Consider the following 17405-nt stretch of genomic DNA (forward strand, 5'->3'; position numbering starts at 1 on the left):
GTCGGACCGCCCGGGAATTTCGTCCCAGGCCCTGCCTCGATGACACCGCTGCGCATGCGCGTACCCCCTTGCACCTGCCCGTGACCTTCGGGCTCGATCAGGAAGCGTCTCGCGCGCGGGCAGCCCCGCGCATCTCGGTTCGTGCTCTCTTCGGAGCGGGCCGATCTCACTCCGCATTCTCGGAGAACGCGGTCGCCGAGCGGGCCAGTAGCATCCGGAATACGTCGGCACGTCCCCCGCGCCGACGCCGGAATCCAGACGGTCGACGCGAAGGGAGAATCGCTGTGGATCCCCGTACATTCCGTTTCAGCGCATTCCTTTCCACGGTCGTTCTGGATTCCGGAATTCTTCTTTCCCACGGCCCGCACCAGCAGCGGATCGTGCTGGAGGCAGCCTGGGAGCCCCTGGTGCGCGCGCTGGCCGGCCGGCCGTTCGACCGCGAGGCGTTCGCGGCGCTGGCGCCGGACCAGGCCGCCGCCCCGGGCGTCTTCCGGGCGCTGACGGACCGGCAGCTGATCGTGCCGGACGGGACGGACGAGAGGGAGGGGCTGCGCGCCGCGTTCGCGGACCGCCCCGAGAGCTCCGGCCAGGCCCCGGCTGGGACGTCCGCCGGCTCCTGGCCGGTCACCCACTACGGACTGCCCCCGCGGCTGACCTCGTCGGCCGCGGCCGACGGCGGCCCGGGCGAACCGGTCCGCGTGCTGCTGATCGGCGGCTGTGTCACCCAGTTCACCGAGGAGCCGCTGCACGCTCTCGGCCGCGAACTCGGCCTCGACGTGCGGACCGAACACCTGTGGCCCGGCCCCTCCGCCGAGCTTGCCCGCGCGGTCGCCCGGTCCCGGCCCGACGTGACGGTCTACCAACCGGGGGTCCAGCCCTTCCTCACGGCCCTGTTCGACGGCGCACACACCCTCGGGGACGAGGAGCGGGCCCGGACGCTGGCACTGATGAAGAGCGCCCTGACGGTCGCCGTCCGCGCCCTCGCGGACGCGCTCGACGGCTCGCTGGGCCTCGTCCACAACTTCGGGCCCCCGGCCCTGTCGCCGTTCGGCCGCTTCGACTTCGCCGAGGAGTTCGGCCTGCGCCGCGTCGTCGCCGAGCTGAACGCACACGTGGACCGCTGCGTGCGGCGGTACCCGCATCTGATGGTCGTCGACGAGGAGCGGCTGGTCGCCCGGCACGGCGCGCCCGCGCTCTTCGACGACCTGGTCTTCCCCTTCGGGCACCACGGCGGCTCCGTCGACCCGCTCGACGAGCGGCCGCACCAGCTGCCGGCGCTCGGCCGCGCTCTGGCCGGCGAGTACCTGGCCTGCCTGCGTGCCCACCGCTCGGCGGGACGGATCAAGCTGGTCGTGACCGACCTCGACGGGACGTTGTGGCCGGGCATCGCCGCCGACGAAGGCTTCGGCTGGCTCGACTCGGACGCCACGAGCCGCTGGGTGCACGTCGGGCTGCACCAGGCCCTGTCCGTCCTCAAGAGTCGCGGCGTGCTCCTCGCCACCTCCAGCAAGGGCGACGCCCACGCGACGCTCGGTGTGTGGGAGGAGGCGGGCAGCCGGCTGCTGCTCACCCCGGACGACTTCGTTCTGCACCGCATCACCTGGGAGGCGAAGTCCGCCGCGATCGCCGACATCTGCGCCCGGCTGGGCTTCGCGCCCGAGCAGGTGCTCTTCCTGGACGACAACCCGGTCGAACGGGCTGAGGTGGCTGCCGCGCTGCCCGGTCTGCACATCGCCGGCGGGCCGGTGCACGGCTTCCGTGAACTGTTGCTGTCCCACCCCGCCCTGGAGGGCGGCCGCCGCACCTGGGAGGCCGCGCGGCGAACAGAGACGACCCGGGCGATGCTGCGCCGCGAGGAACTGGCCGCCGACGTGGACCGGGACGCGTTCCTGCGCTCGCTCGGCGTGGAGGTCCGCGTGGCGCGGGCCGCCGAGGAGCACCTGGACCGGGTGGCGGAGCTGTTCAACCGGACCAATCAGTTCACGACGACGGCCTGGCGCACCACGCCGGAGGAACTCCGGCGCGTCCTCGCCGAGCCGGGCACGCGCCTGTACACCGCGCACGTCTCCGACCGGTTCGCCGACTACGGCATGACTGGTGCCTGTCTGGTGCGCGGCGGGGAGGTCACGGCCTTCGCGCTGAGTTGCCGTGTCATCGGTCTGGACGTCGCGGTGCCGTTCCTGGTCGCCGCGGTGCGGGACGGGGCCGGTGGCGACCCGGCCCTACTGGCCGGGCTCGTGGGCCGGACGGCCTTCACGGACCGCAACACACCGGCGCGCGAGCTGTTCCCGAACGCCGGATTCACCGAGGACGGCGACGGGGGCCGGCACGTGCTGACCGATCCCGGACGGCTGCCGGACCTGTCCACCCTGCCCGTGGGCGTCGTCCTGGGGACGGCCGCCGACCAGGGGATTCCCCGGGCCGAGGACGGGCAGCAGCGGACCAAGGCACTCATCAGAAGGGAACCAGCGTGCGAGCAGTAGTGACCGGAGGCGCCGGCTTCGTCGGGTCGCACCTGTGCGAACGACTCCTGGCGCGGGGGGACGAGGTCGTCTGCGTGGACGACCTGTCCACCGGCCGAGCCGAGAACATCGCGCACCTGCTCGACCACGCACGCTTCCGGTTCGTGCACCAGGACGTCACGGAGGGCCTGGACATACCGGGCCGGGTGGACGCGGTCTACCACCTGGCGTCACCGGCCTCTCCGCTGGACTACCTGCGGCTGCCGGTGGAGACCCTGCTCGTCGGCTCGTACGGGACGCGCAACGCGCTGGAGCTGGCCCGCCGCGACGGCGCCGCGTTCCTTTTGACCTCGACCTCGGAGGTGTACGGCGATCCGCTGGTGCACCCGCAGCCCGAGAGCTACTGGGGCAACGTCAACCCGGTCGGTCCGCGTTCGGTCTACGACGAGGCCAAGCGGTTCGGAGAGGCCCTCACCGCGGCCTACCGGCGCGCCCACGGCGTGCGCACCACCATCGTGCGGATCTTCAACACGTACGGCCCGCGGATGCGCGCCGACGACGGCCGCGCCGTCCCCGCCTTCGTCACCCAGGCCCTGGCAGGACTGCCGCTGACGGTCACCGGCGACGGCAGCCAGACCCGTTCGCTGTGCTACGTCGACGATCTCGTCGAAGGGCTCGTCACGGCTCTGGAGGCGGGCATCCCCGGGCCGGTCAACCTCGGCAACCCCGAGGAGGTGACGGTCCGCGAACTGGCACTGGCCGTACGCGAGGTGTGCGGGTCGGCGAGCCCCCTGGCCTTCGTCCCCCGTCCCGAGGACGACCCGCGTCAGCGCCGCCCCGACGTCTCGACCGCGCGGGGAGAGCTGGGCTGGGCGGCGAGGACACCGCTGGCGGAGGGCCTGGCCCGGACCGTCGGCTGGTTCCGGGACACCTCCCCCGTCGGCGTGGAGGTCCTGCCCGCGCTCAGCTGACCCCGGCCGAACCCGGTGCCGCCGACCCGGCGCCGGCCCCCGACATTCCGGCCCGACCGCCGGCCCCCGACACTCCGGCCCGACCGCCGGACCCGACCCCCAGGAAGGGGGGCACGATCCATGGCCCCGCACGGACAGCGCGGCGTCAGGCGACCGGCCGACGTCCCGCTCGACAGCCTGGTCCGCCTGGTGCGGTCCTACGAGGAGAACATCACGGGGGTGGCCACCTGCACCCGGGAGGACATCCTCCTGGAGACCGGTCACCCCGGATACGAGGAGAACAGCTGGTGCCTGACCGGCCCCGGTGACGAGGTGATCGCCTGGGCGGCCCTGTCCCCGCGTGGCGGCACGGTCGACGCCGCGCTGACGGCCCTGCCGGGCCCGCACGGCCAGAGCGCGGCCCGTACGCTGCTGTGCCTCGTCCTCGACCGGGTCGACGAGCTGGAGGCGGAGCACGGCAGGCCGTACGCCGTCACCGTCGGCGGCGTCCTGCGCGGCGACACGGTGGTCCCGTCGGTGCTGAAGGAGGCGGGGTTCGTACCCGGCGCGTCCTCGGGCCAGTACGACATCGATCTGAAGGTTCCCGTGCTGCCGCCGCTGCTGCCCGACGGCGGGAGGCTGCGGCCGGCCGGTCCGGACGACGACGACACCCTGCACGCGCTGCATGTGCGCAGCCTGTCCAAGGGGCCCAAGACCCAGGACGCGGCGGTGTTCCGCGCGAGCCGGAACCGGCTGCGCGACAGGGGCGGGGTGGCGCTACTCCTCGAAGTGGAAGGTCGCCCCGCCGGCTACATCCTGGCCCAGGCCTCCGGCGCGGAAGGCCGCGTCCTGGACCTGTGCGTGGCACCGGCCTTCCGGGGCCTCGGCATCGGCCTGGCGCTGCTCACCGCCGTCCTCGCCGACCTGCGCGAGCTCGGCGCCGCACGTGCCCTGGTCACCCTGGACACCGGCGATCCGAGCGAGTACGAGGCACTGGCACGCGTCCTCGCCGTTCAGGGAGCCCGCGTCCTCACGCGTTTCGACCGGGCCGACGGCTGATCCGTCGCCCAGCGGAAACCCGGCAGCTGCCCGCCCCCCGACGGACACCTGCCGGATCCACACCCGACGGGGACAGCGCTCCCGACCGAGCTCCGTCCCGACTTCTGACGCAACGATACCGACCGGCCCCCTCACCGGATAACGATCGGCGGGCCTCGGCGCTTCTTCGGGAAGTCGCCGTCCCCGGCGCCCTCCCCCGGCCGTGCGCACCGCGCCGAACCGGACCCGATGCCCACCAGAACGGAGCCCCCGACATGACCCCCAACGGCGCGCCCAGGCGACTGCTGATGGTGATGCCCTACAGCCAGTTCGTCCGCAAGGCCGCCGAGGCGGGCTTCGAGGTCTGGGCGATCTGGGACCCGGCGCTGCGCGAGCAGGAGTACCTCGACGAGGTCGCCGAGCACGCCCAGGAGATGCTGCTGACGGACTTCTCCGACGAGGCCGGCCTGCGGGCACTGATCGCCGAGACGGTGCGCGCCCACGACATCGACACGGTCCTCCACCTGGGTGCCGAGGAGTCGATGCCCCCGGCCGTCGCCGAGGCCGAGGCGCTCGGCGTCTCGCCGAACCCGCTCTCGGCCGTGACCGTGCTCAACGACAAGGCAGCGATGCGCGACCTCCTCGCCGAGCACGGCCTCTCGGTCGTCCGCGCGGAGTCCGCCGCGACCGTCGAGGAGGTAGCGGCCGCCACGGACCGGCTGCCGCTGCCCGTCGTCGTCAAGCCCGCCCGGGCCTCCGGCAGCCGCGGCGTCGCCCTGATCCGCGACGCGGCGGACCTCGCGGAGTGGACGGAGCGCGTCACGGAGGCCGAACTCGCGGGCCCGTACCTGGTCGAGGAGTACCTCCAGGGACCCGAGTTCAGCGTGGAGACCCTGTCCGCCGACGGCGTGCACCACGTCATCGGGATCACCGCCAAGCACACCACCGGAGCCCCGTACTTCGTCGAGACCGCGCACGTCCACCCGGCACCGCTCGGGCAGGACGAACGGGGCGCGATCCACGCGGTCGTCATCGGGCTGCTCGACCTGGCCGGCTACCGCTTCGGCCCCGCGCACACCGAGGTCATCCTCACCCCGCGCGGCCCGCGCGTCGTCGAGTCCCAGACCCGGCTGGGCGGGGACCGGATCCCGCTGCTCATCGAGACCGCCTCCGACTACGACATCGAGGCGGCGATCTTCCGCACCCTCGCCGGGGAGCCCGTGGAGCCGCCCACTCCCCGGCACACCGCCTCCGTCGGTTTCTTCTTCTTCCCCGCCGGCCGGCTCGAGTCCCTCCAGGGCCTCGACGCCGTCGGCGCGCTGCCCTACGTCCAGGCGGTGCACTTCCCCTTCTCCCCCGGGGACGAACTGCCTGCCGCCACCAGCTCGTTCACTCGCCACGGCTACGCGGTCGTCGACGCTCAGTCGCCCGACGAGGCCGCCGACCGCATCGCCCGCGTCCGCGGACTGATACGCGCGAACGTCCGCGACGCCGTGCTCGCCGCCCCGAAGGGATCCCTCTCGTGAGCAACGCCAAGACCGTCCTTCTGATCGGCGGCGTCGACGCCCATGTGGAGCGCTTCAGCGCGCTCGGCGTCAGGATCGTCCTGATCCAGCACCCCGACAAGGTCACCGAGTACCAGACGCGCACCGCCGACGTGCTCCTCGTCGTCGACTACACCGAGTGGGAGGTCGTGCGCCCGTTCGCCGAGGCCGCCCGCGCGGTCTACGGCGTGGATGCCGTCGTCTCGCTCACCGAGCCGGGTCTGAACCCGGCGAGCCGGCTGGGCGACCTGTTCGGCCTGACCGACGGCCGCCGCTACGAGGTGAGCCGCCGCATGCGCGACAAGTGGCTGATGCGCCGCCACCTCGCCGAGCGGGGTCTTCCGGTGCCGCACGCCGCCCTCGTGGAGGACCGGGCGTCCTTGGACGCCTTCGGCGAGCGGGCCGGCTACCCGTTCATCCTCAAGCCCGTCTCCACGACCGCCGGCTTCGGTCTGCTGCGCGCGGAGGGGCCGGAGGACCTGGACCGGGTGTGGGCGCGCGTCCGGGAGCTGGACGGCGGGCGGACGGACCGCGGCTCGACCATGTTCACCGTCGACGGGTTCCTCATGGAGTCCTACATCGACGGACCGGAGTTCAGCGTCGAGGCCCTGAGCTTCGCCGGCCGCCACGTCGTCGTCGCCGTCACCGAGAAGCTGACGTCGGAGGAGCACTTCGTCGAGCTCGGGCACGCCGTGCCCGCCCGGTTGTCCCGTCCCGACCGGGAGCGGCTGACCGGCGCGGTCGAGGAGTTCTTGACCGCCATGGGCGTCACGGACGGCCCCAGCCACACCGAGATCCGGCTCTCCTCGCGCGGGCCGGTCGTCATCGAGTCCCACAACCGGCTGGGCGGGGACAACATCGTGGAGCTCGTCGAGGCCGCGTACGGCGTCGACATGATCGCCTACGGAGCCGCCTGGCCGCTCGGCCTCACCGAGCCGCTCGACGCGGCACCGGCGCCGAAGGGCGCCGCCGTGATGCGTGTCGTGCTGCGGGAGCCGGGCACCGTCACCGCGGTGTCGGGGGTGGAGGACGTCCGCGCCCGGCCGGACGTGCTGGCCGCCCAGGTCTCCGTCCGCGCGGGCGACACCGTGCGTCCCCTGAACGACAACTGGGACCGCCTCGGCAGCGTCGTCGCCACGGCCGCCGACACCGACAGCGCGGTGGACCTGTGCGAGCGTCTCGTGCGCGACGAGATCCGCATCGACGTCGAGCCGGCGGCCGCCGTCACGCCGGCCCTGGCCGCCTGACCGATGGCCCCGCCGAAAGGAGCCGACGGCATGCCCGGTCTGCTGCGCACCCTGATCGAGGACCTGGACGTCGTCGTCACCCGCGACCCGTCCCTCGGCGGCCGCTGGGAAGCCGTCGGGCACACCGGTCTCTCCGCCGTGTGGGCCCACCGCGTGGCGCACCGGCTGCACCACCGGCGGCTGCGCTGGGCGGCGCGGACCGTCGCGCGTGTCGCCCGTCGGCGCACCGGCGTCGAGATCCACCCCGGCACGGTCCTCGGCCGCCGTGTCTTCATCGACCACGGCGCGTCGGTGGTGATCGGCCAGACCGCCGTCGTCGGCGACGACGTGACGATCTACCAGCAGGTGACGCTCGGAGCGGTGGGCTGGTGGACCGACAACCACCGGCCGCCCGGTGCCCGGCGGCATCCGGTCGTCGGCGACGGCGTGATCCTCGGCGCCAACGCGACCGTCCTCGGGCCGGTGACGATCGGTGCCCGCGCCCTGATCGGCGCCATGGCCACCGTCACCGAGGACCTGCCGCCCGGCGCCCGGGTGTACGCGGCGCGTTCCGTCGTCCGGCCCGCGGCCGCGCTGCGGCCCGTCCCCGACGCCGGTGCCGATGCCGGTGCCGGTGCCGGTGCCGGACAGGACCAGGACCAGGACCCGCCGCCCGTGTCCGCGCCCGACGCCGTACGGCTGCTCGCCTCGGCGGGTTCCTGGTGACCCGCTCCCCCGCCTCCCCCGACCTCCCCACGACCCCTGGAGTCCTCTGGTGACCACCGACCTCCTCACCGCACCCTCCCGGCGGCGCGTCGCCGCCGGTCTCGAAGAACTCATCGGCAACACCCCCCTGGTCCGCCTCGCCGTCGCGGACGCCGCCCCGGGTACCGAGGTCCTCGCCAAGATCGAGGCCGCCAACCCCTTCGCCAGCAGCAAGGACCGGGCCGCCCTCGCGATGCTGCGCGGTGCCGAGCGGCGGGGCGAACTCGTCCCCGGCGGCACCGTGGTGGAGTCCACCTCCGGCAACACGGGCATCGCGCTGGCCGCGCTGTGCGCCCTGCGGAACTACCGCTGCGTGGTCGTCCTGCCCGACAGCGCGACGCCCGAGCGGATCGGTCTGCTGACCGCCCTGGGCGCGGAGATCGTGCAGACGCCGAGCGCCGAACGGTTCGCCGGCGCCATCGCGAAGGCCGAGGAGATCCAGGCGGCCACACCCGGTTCCTGGTACGTGCGCCAGCACGAGAACCCCGACAACGTCCAGGCCCACTACGCGACCACCGGCCCCGAGATCTGGGCGGACACGGGAGGCCGGGTCGACGTCCTCGTCGCCGGGGTCGGCACCGGAGGGACCCTGACCGGCGCGGGCCATTTCCTCCGGGAACGCAACCCGGCGGTCGAGATCGTGGCGGTCGAGCCGGAGGGCTCGCCGGTCCTCTCCCTCGGTCACGCCGGGACCCACCGCATCCCCGGTCTGAACGGCGGCTTCGTGTCGCCCACCACGGACGTCGCGCTCATCGACCGGGTGATCACCTGCTCAGACGACGCGGCGCTGGACACGGCCCGCGCGCTCACCCGCGAGCAGGCTCTCTTCGCCGGGCTGTCCTCCGGTGCCGCGGTGTACGGCGCGGCCCTGCTCGCCCGCGATCCCGCGTACGCGGGCAGGACGATCGTGACGATCCTGCCGGACACCGGGGAACGCTACGTCAGCATCTGGAACGAAGGGACCTCCTCATGACCACGCTCGTCCTGCACCGCGGCTCGCTGCGCGCCAACCCCTACGAGCGGTGGCTGGCCGACCACGGCGAGAAGATCGTCCTGCTGGGCTCGGCCGAGCAGCTCGCCCTGTTCGGCGAGGAGCTGCCCACCGGAGCGCCCTTCCTGCACGCCGAGGTACTGGCGGACTACGACACCGGGCCGCACGTGGCCGAGCGGGCCGCCACCCTGGTCGAGGAGTTCGGCGTCACCGACGTCGTCGCCTGCCAGGAGTTCGACATCGAGCGGGCGGCCGAGCTGCGCGAGCGCTTCGGCCTGCCGGGGCAGCGTCCCGGGTCCGCCCGGGTGTACCGCGACAAGTGGGAGATGAAGCAGGTCGCGAAGGCGGCCGGCATCCCCGTCGCCGACCACGTGCTGCTGCGGACCCGCGAGGACCTCGACCGCTTCGCCGAGTGCCACGGGCTGCCGGTCGTGGTCAAGCCCCGCAAGGGAGTGCTGTCCGTCGGCGTGTCCGTCCTGCGCGGCCGCGAGGAGCTGGACGCGTGGGCGCGGGACGCGGAGCTGCTCGCCCCCGACGGTGAGCCGCAGTGGCTGGCCGAGGCGTTCGTCCAGGGCTCGATGTGCCACATCGACGGCAACGTCCTGGACGGCCGGATCGCGACCCTGTGGCCCTCCCAGTACCAGTACGCGTTGGCCGACTTCCGGGACCGCAAGGGCCGGGTCGACATCGCGCTCGACACCGCGGATCCGCTGGCGCGGCGGCTCGTCGACTTCGGCGAGCGGGTGCTGGAGGCCTTTGGGGGGCCGGAGCACTTCGCCTTCCACATCGAGGTGTTCCACACCGACGACGGCGAGCTGGTGCTGTGCGAGGCGGCCTCCCGGGCCGGCGGGGCCGGGGTGCGGGACGTGCAGCGGGTGCTGTTCGGCTTCGACCCGATGGAGTACCCCGTCCGCCGGCAGCTCGGACTGCCCGTCGACGCCGGGGTCCGCAGGGACCCCGACCGGATCGCCGGCCAGCTGCTCTTCACCAAGCGCCCCGGCGTGCTGCGGTCCCTGCCTGACCCCTCGGACCTGCCGCCCGGCGTCGTGAAGTACACGACGTACGCGGAGGTCGGCCAGACCGTCCAGGACGCCTCTCACTCCGGGGACTTCCTGGTCGCGTTCGTGATCGAGGGCGCGGACCGGGCAGAGACGGAGAAGCGCATCCGGGTCGCGGAGGAGTGGTTCCGGGCGGGGCTCGACATCGGCTGACGCCCCGTCGGCGGGGCCCCGGACTACGCCGTGACTCCGCGCCTCACGACGGCGGCCAAGCGGGCGGCGAGAACGACGGCGAGACCCGCGACGGCGACCTCGGCGATCATCGCCGGCGTGTAGCGCAGCGCCGCCGCCGGCTCGGACGGATAGAGGACGACGCCTACGGCCGCGATACCCAGGGCTGCCGCGAGCTGCTGGGTGGTCGCGAGCACGCCGGCCCCGGCTCCCGCGTCCTGCGGCGGCACCCGGCTCATCACGGTGCCCGTCAGCAGAGGCACGATCATGCCGTTGCCCCACCCGTAGACGGCCATGCCGACCAGCAGCAACGCGAGCGAAGCACCGTCGCCGTCCAGCGCGGCGGCGGCCGGCGCCGCGGCGAGACCGAGTGCGATCAGGGCGGCGGAGGCCACGAGCACGCCCCCGCCGAAGCGCGCCCGAAGCGGTACGGCCAACCTCGATCCCACGGCGATGGCGGCGGCGGCGGGCGTGAACACCAGGCCCGCCTCGGCGGAGCTCAGGCCCGCCTCGTCCTGGAGGTACAGCGCGAGGACCACCGCGAAGGGCACGCTGGCCATGTAGAGCAGGAAATTGAGCAGGACGCCGTGGACGAAGACGGGCACGGCGAACAGGTTCGTGGGGAGCACCGCGGACCGGCCCCGGCGGACCCGGGTCCGCTGGTTCCGGACGAACACGGCGGCGAGCAGGCAGCCGACGAGGCACACCATCAGACCGCCGGGGAGGAACGACCACTCCCGGACCGCGGCGAGCGGCAGCAGCACGCAGGCCATCGACACGGCGCTGAGGACGGCGCCGGTGACGTCGACCCTCGCTCCCGCGAGGGCCGGCCGGTCGGCGTCCAGCGTGGCCGGCAGGAGCAGGAAGACGGCCAGGCACAGCGGTACGGCGACGAGGAAGACCGGGCGCCAACCGAGCCCGAACAGGTCCCAGGTCGGCAGAGCGCCGCCGAGGACCTGGCCGAGGACCATGCCCAGGCTCATCGACAAGGCGAACCAGGACAGGGCCTTCTGCTGCTCCGCGGGCGGGAACTGGGTCCGGATCAGGGCCAGGACCTGCGGCTGGAGCACGGCCGCGGCCGCGCCCTGCGCCAGCCGGGCCGCGATGAGCGAGCTCGGGGACCAGGCGAGCGCGCACGCGAGCGAGGTCACCGCGAAGACCGCGATGCCCGCCTGGTACATGCGGCGTCGGCCGAACAGGTCGCCGAGCCGCCCACCCGTGATCAGGCCCAGGCCGTAGACCAGTCCGTATCCCCCGACGACAGCCTGGAACTCGAACGGGGTGAGGCGGAAGGACTGGTTGATCGACGGCGCCGCGAGATTGACGCAGAACTGGTCGAACAGCGAGAGGAACGGGCCGACCAGGAGCAGGGCCAAGGCTTGCCTGCGCCGTGGGTTCGGCGGAGGCGGAGCCGTGCTCGGCCCGCCACTCGCGGGCCGGTTCCCGAGCCGCACCCCGGGCTTCTCGCCGACGAGTTCTTCCGCCATGTGTCGCATTCCCCTCACACGTGTCCTGCCGCCATTCCAGGAACGAACGGGCACCGGGGCAAGCGGACTTGGCTGAGTCTTCGCGGGCTGAGGAAGCCGCGGAAGGCTTGCGCAACTCGGTGTGGACGTCACGGGAGCGGGCCGCACATGCTGCCCACGCAACCAGACGCGGAAAGGCTGTGCGATGGAAAGCGGTCCTTCGACGGTGCACCTCCTCCCCAGGAGCGGCCTCGGCCACGACGAGGCTCGCGGCCTCGTGCTGCGGTTCCTCGACGGCGGCGCCGGTTCCGACCCGTACCCCGTGCTGAACCGCATCCGGCAGGCGGGGCCTGTCTGGATCCGCGACGATCTGGTCGTCCTCTCCTCCCGGGCCCAGTGCGAGGCCGCGCTGCGGGCGACGGACACCACCTCGTCCTCCGCGAGCGCCTGTCCGGTGTCCGCCGGCCGGCTGCGCCGTGCGGCGGTCCGGGCCCTGTCCGCCGATGCCGTGACGGACCTCGCCCCGCTCGTCCGCCGTCTCGTCGACGACCGGCTGGACTCGGTGGCCGCCCGCGGCCGGCTCGAGGCCGTCAGTGACCTCGCCCATCCGCTCCCGATGGCCGTCCTGTCCCACCTGCTGGGGCTGCCGTCCTCCGACGCGCCGTGGCTGCACCGGCGGGCCATGGCGCTCTCCCCCGCCCTGGATCTCCGTCTCGCGGACACCGGGACGGCCGAGCCGGCGGCAGCGGCTAGCTTCCGGCAGGCGGAGACCGAACTGGAGACGTACTTCGCCGCCGCCGTCGTCGAGCGGCGGCGGCAGGCCGACGGCGACGACCTGCTGTCCCGGGCGATCCGCGGAGACGACGGCGGAGAGCGGCTCACCGATGCCGAGGTCTCCTCGCTCGGCCGCTTCCTGCTGGGTACCGGACACGCGACCACGGCCGCCCTCGTCTCGGGCAGCGTCCTGGCCCTGCTGCGGGCACCGCACGAGATCGACACCGTCCGGAAGGACCCGGGCCACGCACACCACGTGGTGGAGGAGACCCTCCGTCTCGACCCGCCGGTCCAGGTCGTCCAGCGCCGGGCCGACGCCGACCTCGACCTCTGCGGGACGCCGGTCCCGAGGGGCACGGTGATGGTGCTGCTGCTCGCCGCGGCCCACCGCGACCCGGCCCTCACCACCAGCCCGGACCTCTTCGCCCCCGACGGCACCTCGCCACACCTGGCCTTCGGGGCGGGCGGGCACCACTGCCCCGGCGCTCCCCTGGCCCGGCTCATCGCCGGGACCGTACTCGTGCGCTTCGCCCAGCGCGTCCGCGGACCACGCTTCGCCCTCGGCAGCCCGTCCTACCGTCCCGCCGCCGCGCTGCGCGGACTGCGGGCGCTGTGGGTGGACGCGGACGGATTCGCCGGCCGGGACCTGCCCTGGCCGACGCCCGCCGCGTGACCACCCGCTCCTTGACCACCCTCGCCATGCCGCGCCCGGCGCGGCGGGAAGGACATCGTGACAGTCACGCACCCCGGCGCGCCGACCCTGACGGCCGCCCTGGACTGCTTCTTCATGAGGCCCGGCGACGACGAACGGGCCCGCACGACCGGGCGGCACGTGCTCGGCCGGGTGACCTACGGCCATGGCGGCCGGCCGCCCGTTCTGCACGACGGCGCCCCTCTGGTACGGATCGCCATGGCCGGTGAAGGCGCCGAGCGGATCACCGAGGTGTGGACCAGCGACCGCCCGGTGCGGTCCGGCCGCGAAGGCGACCTCGTGTACGCCGAGGACGGCGAGCACTTCTTCTGCGCGGTCCGGATCGACGAGCGCGGCGTCTACCGCGACACCGTGCGCTCGGTCTACGAGAACGCCTTCACGCTGATGTGGCGGCTCGGCTACACCGAGCTGCTCCGCATGTGGAACATGGTCGGCGCCATCACGGAGGCCAACGCCGACGGCATGGAGAACTACCGGGACTTCTGCGTGGGCCGCGCCGAGGCGTTCGAGTCCTGGTCCGGCCGGGTGGACGGGATGCCGGCCGCGACGGGCATCGGCTCGCTGCGGCCCGGCATCGACCTGTACTTCCTGGCCTGCCGCCCCGGTCGCGCCCGGCACCTGGAGAACCCGCGCCAGACTCCGGCGCACCAGTACCCGACGCAGTACGGCCCCAAGTCGCCGAGCTTCGCGCGTGCCACGGTCCTGGAGCGGGGCGCGGACGTCCGGCCGGCCCTGTACGTCTCGGGAACGGCCAGCATCATCGGCGACGACACGGTCCACCACGACGACGTCGAGCGGCAGTGCGACGTCACCCTCGCCAACATCGAGGCGCTGATCGCTCCGGAGAACCTGCGACGCCACGGGCTCACGGGCGGCTTCGGCCTGGCGGACCTCGACTGCGTCAAGGTCTACGTCCGTGACGCCGTACACCTGCCGGCGGTCCGCGCCCGGTGCGCCGAGGCGTTCCGGCCCGGGACGGACCTCGCCTTCTTCCACGTGGACGTCTGCCGTCCCGACCTGCTGGTCGAGATCGAGGGGATCTGCAGATGACCAACTTCGTACGCCGTCTGGCGGAGACGGCCCTGTCCCGTGGCTGGCTGGAACGCCCCGCGTACTTCGTGGACGAGAGCGTCTACCGCTTCGAGGACGTGTTCGCGGGCGCGGACCGCGCGGCGGCCGCGTTCGCCTCGCACGGCCTGGGGCGGGGCGCGCGCATCCTGATCGCCCTTCCCGACGGCATCGAATTCGTCTGGGCCTTCCTGGGCGCCCTGCGCATCGGGGCCGTGGCCGTTCCGGTGAACTCGATGTTCCACCCGGACGAGATGGTCCGGGCCGCGGCCATCGCCCGGCCCGCGGCCGTGGTGGCGGACCCCGGCTTCGCGGACCGCTTCACGGCGCCCGTCCTCACGCCGGACGCGCTGCGCGGCGACCACGCCCTCGTCCCTCCGTACGCCTCCGTGACGGAGAGCAGCCCCGCGTTCGCGGCGTTCACCTCCGGCACGACCGGCGGTCCGAAGCTCTGCTTCCACACGCACGGCGATCCGGAGATCCTCACCCGGGCGGCCGGTGCGGCCGTCGGCGTCACCGCCGACGACGTGAGCTATTCCGTGCCGCGCATGAACTTCGCGTACGGCCTCGGCAACTCCCTCTTCTTCCCGCTGCTGACCGGCGGATCCACGGTGCTCACGCCGCGGCGGCTCGCGCCGGGCGACTCGCTGGCCGTGCTGGAGAAGTACGGCGTCACCGTCTTCTACAGCCAGCCGACCTTCTTCGCCCACATGCTCGGCCACCCGGACGCCGGACGGGTGCTGGACCGGCTGCGGGTGGCCGTCGTGGCCGGCGAGGTCCTGCCCGATTCACTGGAGCGTCAGCTGCGGGGCGTCCTCGGGAAGCGGCTCCTGAACGTGTACGGGACGACGGAGATCGGGCACGCCCTGCTCGCCAACGGACCGGACACGATCCGGGAGTTCACCCTCGGTCGGGTGCTCGCGCCCTATCGCCTGCGGGTCGTCGGCGACAGCGGCGAGCCGGTCCCGGCCGGCGTGGAGGGGCGTCTGGAGGTGTCGGGTCCGACCATCGGTCTCGGCGTCCCGAGCGGCGACGCGGCGCCGATCAGGCTGACCCCCGACGAGTGGTACGCCACGAGCGATGCCGCGGTCATGGACGCCGACGGGTTCGTCCGCGTCCACGGACGCCTCGACGACGTCGAGATCGTGGCGGGCATCAACGTCCACCCGACGGAGATCGAGGACCGCCTCATGGCGCATTCCGCCGTCGAGGAGGCGGTGGTGTGCGCAGTGCGACGCGACTCGGGCATCTCCGTGCTGCGCGCCTACGCGGTCCTGCGCCATCCTGTGGACGAAGCCACCGCCCAGGCGCTGCGCGACGAGCTGCTCGACTCCTGCCGCTCGTCCCTGACCTGGTACAAGGTGCCGGAAGACATCACCTTCGTCGCCCGGCTGCCTCGCAATCCGACAGGCAAGCTGCTGCGCCGCACCATCCGCGCGCTCGCCGCCGACGACGCCCTGCGCTGAACCGGGACGGTGCCCGCCGCCCCTTCGCCCGCTCGTCTCCGCCCCACCTCGCACCTACGCCCTGGAGTGAAAGCGTTGACCTCAGTCGAGACCGCCACCGCCCCCGTCTCCTTCGACGGCCAGACCCTCACCCTCGACGCCGTCCGGCGCATCGCCGAGGAGGGGGCCCACGCCGACGTGGCCCCCGAGTCGGTCGCCAAGACGCTGCGCAGCCGGGCGATGCTGGAGGACCTGGCGGAGCAGAACGTCCCGATCTACGGCGTGACCACCGGTTACGGCGAGATGATCTACATGCAGGTCGACAAGTCCAAGGAAGTCGAGCTGCAGACCAACCTGGTGCGCAGCCACAGCTCCGGCGTCGGGCCGCTGTTCGCCGAGGACGAGGCGAGGGCCATCGTGGCGGCGCGCCTCAACACCCTCGCCAAGGGTCACTCCGCGGTACGCCCGGAGATCCTGGAGCGCCTCGCCCTCTACCTGAACCTGGGCATCATCCCGGCGATCCCCGAGATCGGCTCCCTGGGCGCGAGCGGCGACCTCGTCCCGCTCTCGCACATCGCGAGCACGCTGATCGGCGAGGGCTACGTGCTGCGCGACGGCCGGCCGGTGGAGACGGCCACGGTCCTGCGCGAGCACGGCATAGAGCCGCTCCAGCTGCGGTTCAAGGAGGGTCTCGCGCTCATCAACGGCACGTCGGCGATGACCGGTCTCGGTGCGCTCGTCGTGGAGCGCGCCCTGGCCCAGACCCGGCAGGCCGAGCTGGTCTCCGCCCTACTCAACGACGTGATGCGCGGCTCCGCCAGTCCCTTCGGGGCCGAGGGCCACGACGTGGCGCGGCCGCACCGGGGCCAGATCGACTCGGCCGCCAACATGCGGGCGCTCCTGGCCGGCAGCAACCTGATCGCCGAGCACGCGGAGCTGCGCCGTCAGGTGCAGGACGTGAAGGAGGAGGGCAAGGAGGTCCAGCGGACCGAGACCTACCTCCAGAAGGCCTACACGCTGCGCGCCGTCCCGCAGATCCTCGGCGCGGTGCGCGACACCCTGTACCACGCCCAGGACAAGCTGGAGATCGAACTCAACTCCGCCAACGACAACCCGCTGTTCTTCGAGGGCAAGGAGATCTTCCACGGCGCGAACTTCCACGGCCAGCCGATCGCCTTCGTCCTGGACTTCGTGACGATCGCCCTGACCCAGCTCGGCGTCCTCGCCGAGCGGCAGCTGAACCGCATGCTGAACCGGCACCTCAGCTACGGCCTCCCGGAGTTCCTCGTCGCCTCGGACCCCGGTCTGAACTGCGGTTTCGCCGGAGCCCAGTACCCGGCCACGGCGCTGGTCGCGGAGAACCGCACCATCGGCCCCGCCTCCACCCAGTCGGTCCCGTCCAACGGGGACAACCAGGACGTCGTCAGCATGGGCCTGATCGCCGGCCGCAACGCTCGGCGGGTGCTCGGGAACAACAACCGCATCCTCGCCGTGGAGTTCCTCGCCGCCGCCCAGGCCGTGGACGTGTCGCGCCGCTACGAGGACCTGAGCCCCGCCTCCCAGGCGACGTACGACGCCGTCCGCTCCTTGGTGCCGGCCCTGGGCGTCGACCGCTACATGGCCGACGACATCGAGCTCGTCGCGGCGGCGCTGTCGCGGGGTGAGTTCCTCACCGCTCTCGCCAAGTACACGGACGTCGAGCTGCGCTGAGTCCCTGGCCCTGTACGCGGAGGAG

General features: G+C 73.1%; 13 protein-coding genes. 12 read left to right on the plus strand and 1 reads right to left on the minus strand.

Annotated elements, in window-relative coordinates:
- Positions 1-380 precede the first annotated feature (380 nt).
- The 8 genes from ACFYXU_RS35975 (at position 381) to ACFYXU_RS36010 (ending at position 10187) form a co-directional block, all read left to right on the plus strand.
- Positions 381-2483, plus strand: coding sequence for an HAD-IIIC family phosphatase (locus ACFYXU_RS35975; RefSeq protein WP_389461842.1), 2103 nt, complete (start codon positions 381-383; stop codon positions 2481-2483).
- The gene (locus tag ACFYXU_RS35980) at positions 2471-3433 is read left to right on the plus strand and encodes a UDP-glucuronic acid decarboxylase family protein (protein WP_389461844.1); all 963 of its coding nucleotides are present in this window, start codon (positions 2471-2473) and stop codon (positions 3431-3433) included. The genes ACFYXU_RS35975 and ACFYXU_RS35980 overlap by 13 nt, the downstream gene beginning before the upstream one ends.
- Positions 3434-3553: 120 nt before the next feature.
- Complete coding sequence (locus ACFYXU_RS35985) at positions 3554-4471, plus strand: GNAT family N-acetyltransferase (RefSeq protein WP_389461847.1); 918 nt, start codon at positions 3554-3556, stop codon at positions 4469-4471.
- 254 nt (positions 4472-4725) lie between these two features.
- A complete protein-coding gene (locus tag ACFYXU_RS35990) occupies positions 4726-5976 on the plus strand; it encodes an ATP-grasp domain-containing protein (RefSeq protein ID WP_389461849.1) in 1251 nt (416 codons plus the stop codon).
- On the plus strand, positions 5973-7241 hold the full coding sequence (locus ACFYXU_RS35995; RefSeq protein ID WP_389461851.1) for an ATP-grasp domain-containing protein: 1269 nt from the start codon (positions 5973-5975) through the stop codon (positions 7239-7241). Before ACFYXU_RS35990 ends, ACFYXU_RS35995 begins: the two co-directional genes overlap by 4 nt.
- A 30-nt stretch (positions 7242-7271) precedes the next feature.
- Entirely contained in the window at positions 7272-7946 is a 675-nt protein-coding gene (locus tag ACFYXU_RS36000) for a serine O-acetyltransferase (protein ID WP_389461853.1), read from the plus strand.
- A 49-nt stretch (positions 7947-7995) separates the two neighbouring features.
- Positions 7996-8958 (plus strand): PLP-dependent cysteine synthase family protein, encoded by a 963-nt coding sequence (locus ACFYXU_RS36005; RefSeq protein WP_389461855.1) that lies wholly within the window; start codon positions 7996-7998, stop codon positions 8956-8958.
- Positions 8955-10187 (plus strand): NikS protein, encoded by a 1233-nt coding sequence (locus tag ACFYXU_RS36010; protein ID WP_389461857.1) that lies wholly within the window; start codon positions 8955-8957, stop codon positions 10185-10187. The genes ACFYXU_RS36005 and ACFYXU_RS36010 overlap by 4 nt, the downstream gene beginning before the upstream one ends.
- A gap of 23 nt (positions 10188-10210) precedes the next feature.
- Here ACFYXU_RS36010 and ACFYXU_RS36015 read toward each other — a convergent pair whose 3' ends face one another.
- Complete coding sequence (locus ACFYXU_RS36015; protein ID WP_389461859.1) at positions 10211-11581, minus strand: MFS transporter; 1371 nt, start codon at positions 11579-11581, stop codon at positions 10211-10213.
- A gap of 295 nt (positions 11582-11876) precedes the next feature.
- Between ACFYXU_RS36015 and ACFYXU_RS36020 the strand changes: the two genes are divergently transcribed.
- The 4 genes from ACFYXU_RS36020 (at position 11877) to cmdF (ending at position 17380) form a co-directional block, all read left to right on the plus strand.
- Entirely contained in the window at positions 11877-13118 is a 1242-nt protein-coding gene (locus tag ACFYXU_RS36020; protein ID WP_389461862.1) for a cytochrome P450, read from the plus strand.
- A gap of 57 nt (positions 13119-13175) precedes the next feature.
- A complete protein-coding gene (locus ACFYXU_RS36025) occupies positions 13176-14207 on the plus strand; it encodes an FkbO/Hyg5 family chorismatase (RefSeq protein WP_389461864.1) in 1032 nt (343 codons plus the stop codon).
- Positions 14204-15691 carry a class I adenylate-forming enzyme family protein gene (locus ACFYXU_RS36030; RefSeq protein ID WP_389461866.1) on the plus strand — a complete coding sequence of 496 codons (1488 nt, stop codon included), beginning with the start codon at positions 14204-14206 and terminating at the stop codon, positions 15689-15691. The genes ACFYXU_RS36025 and ACFYXU_RS36030 overlap by 4 nt, the downstream gene beginning before the upstream one ends.
- 75 nt (positions 15692-15766) lie before the next feature.
- On the plus strand, positions 15767-17380 hold the full coding sequence (gene cmdF / locus ACFYXU_RS36035) for a tyrosine 2,3-aminomutase (RefSeq protein ID WP_389461868.1): 1614 nt from the start codon (positions 15767-15769) through the stop codon (positions 17378-17380).
- Positions 17381-17405 lie beyond the last annotated feature (25 nt).

This window comes from Streptomyces sp. NPDC002232, from assembly GCF_042890295.1.
Lineage (GTDB): Bacteria > Actinomycetota > Actinomycetes > Streptomycetales > Streptomycetaceae > Streptomyces.

Bases quoted from the DNA above. Each gene is read 5' to 3' on its own strand.
- ACFYXU_RS35990 (WP_389461849.1), top strand. From the start codon at position 4,726: ATGACCCCCAACGGCGCGCCCAGGCGACTGCTGATGGTGATGCCCTAC.
- ACFYXU_RS36020 (WP_389461862.1), top strand. From the start codon at position 11,877: ATGGAAAGCGGTCCTTCGACGGTGCACCTCCTCCCCAGGAGCGGCCTC.
- ACFYXU_RS36030 (WP_389461866.1), top strand. From the start codon at position 14,204: ATGACCAACTTCGTACGCCGTCTGGCGGAGACGGCCCTGTCCCGTGGC.
- ACFYXU_RS36010 (WP_389461857.1), top strand. From the start codon at position 8,955: ATGACCACGCTCGTCCTGCACCGCGGCTCGCTGCGCGCCAACCCCTAC.
- ACFYXU_RS35985 (WP_389461847.1), top strand. From the start codon at position 3,554: ATGGCCCCGCACGGACAGCGCGGCGTCAGGCGACCGGCCGACGTCCCG.
- ACFYXU_RS36000 (WP_389461853.1), top strand. From the start codon at position 7,272: ATGCCCGGTCTGCTGCGCACCCTGATCGAGGACCTGGACGTCGTCGTC.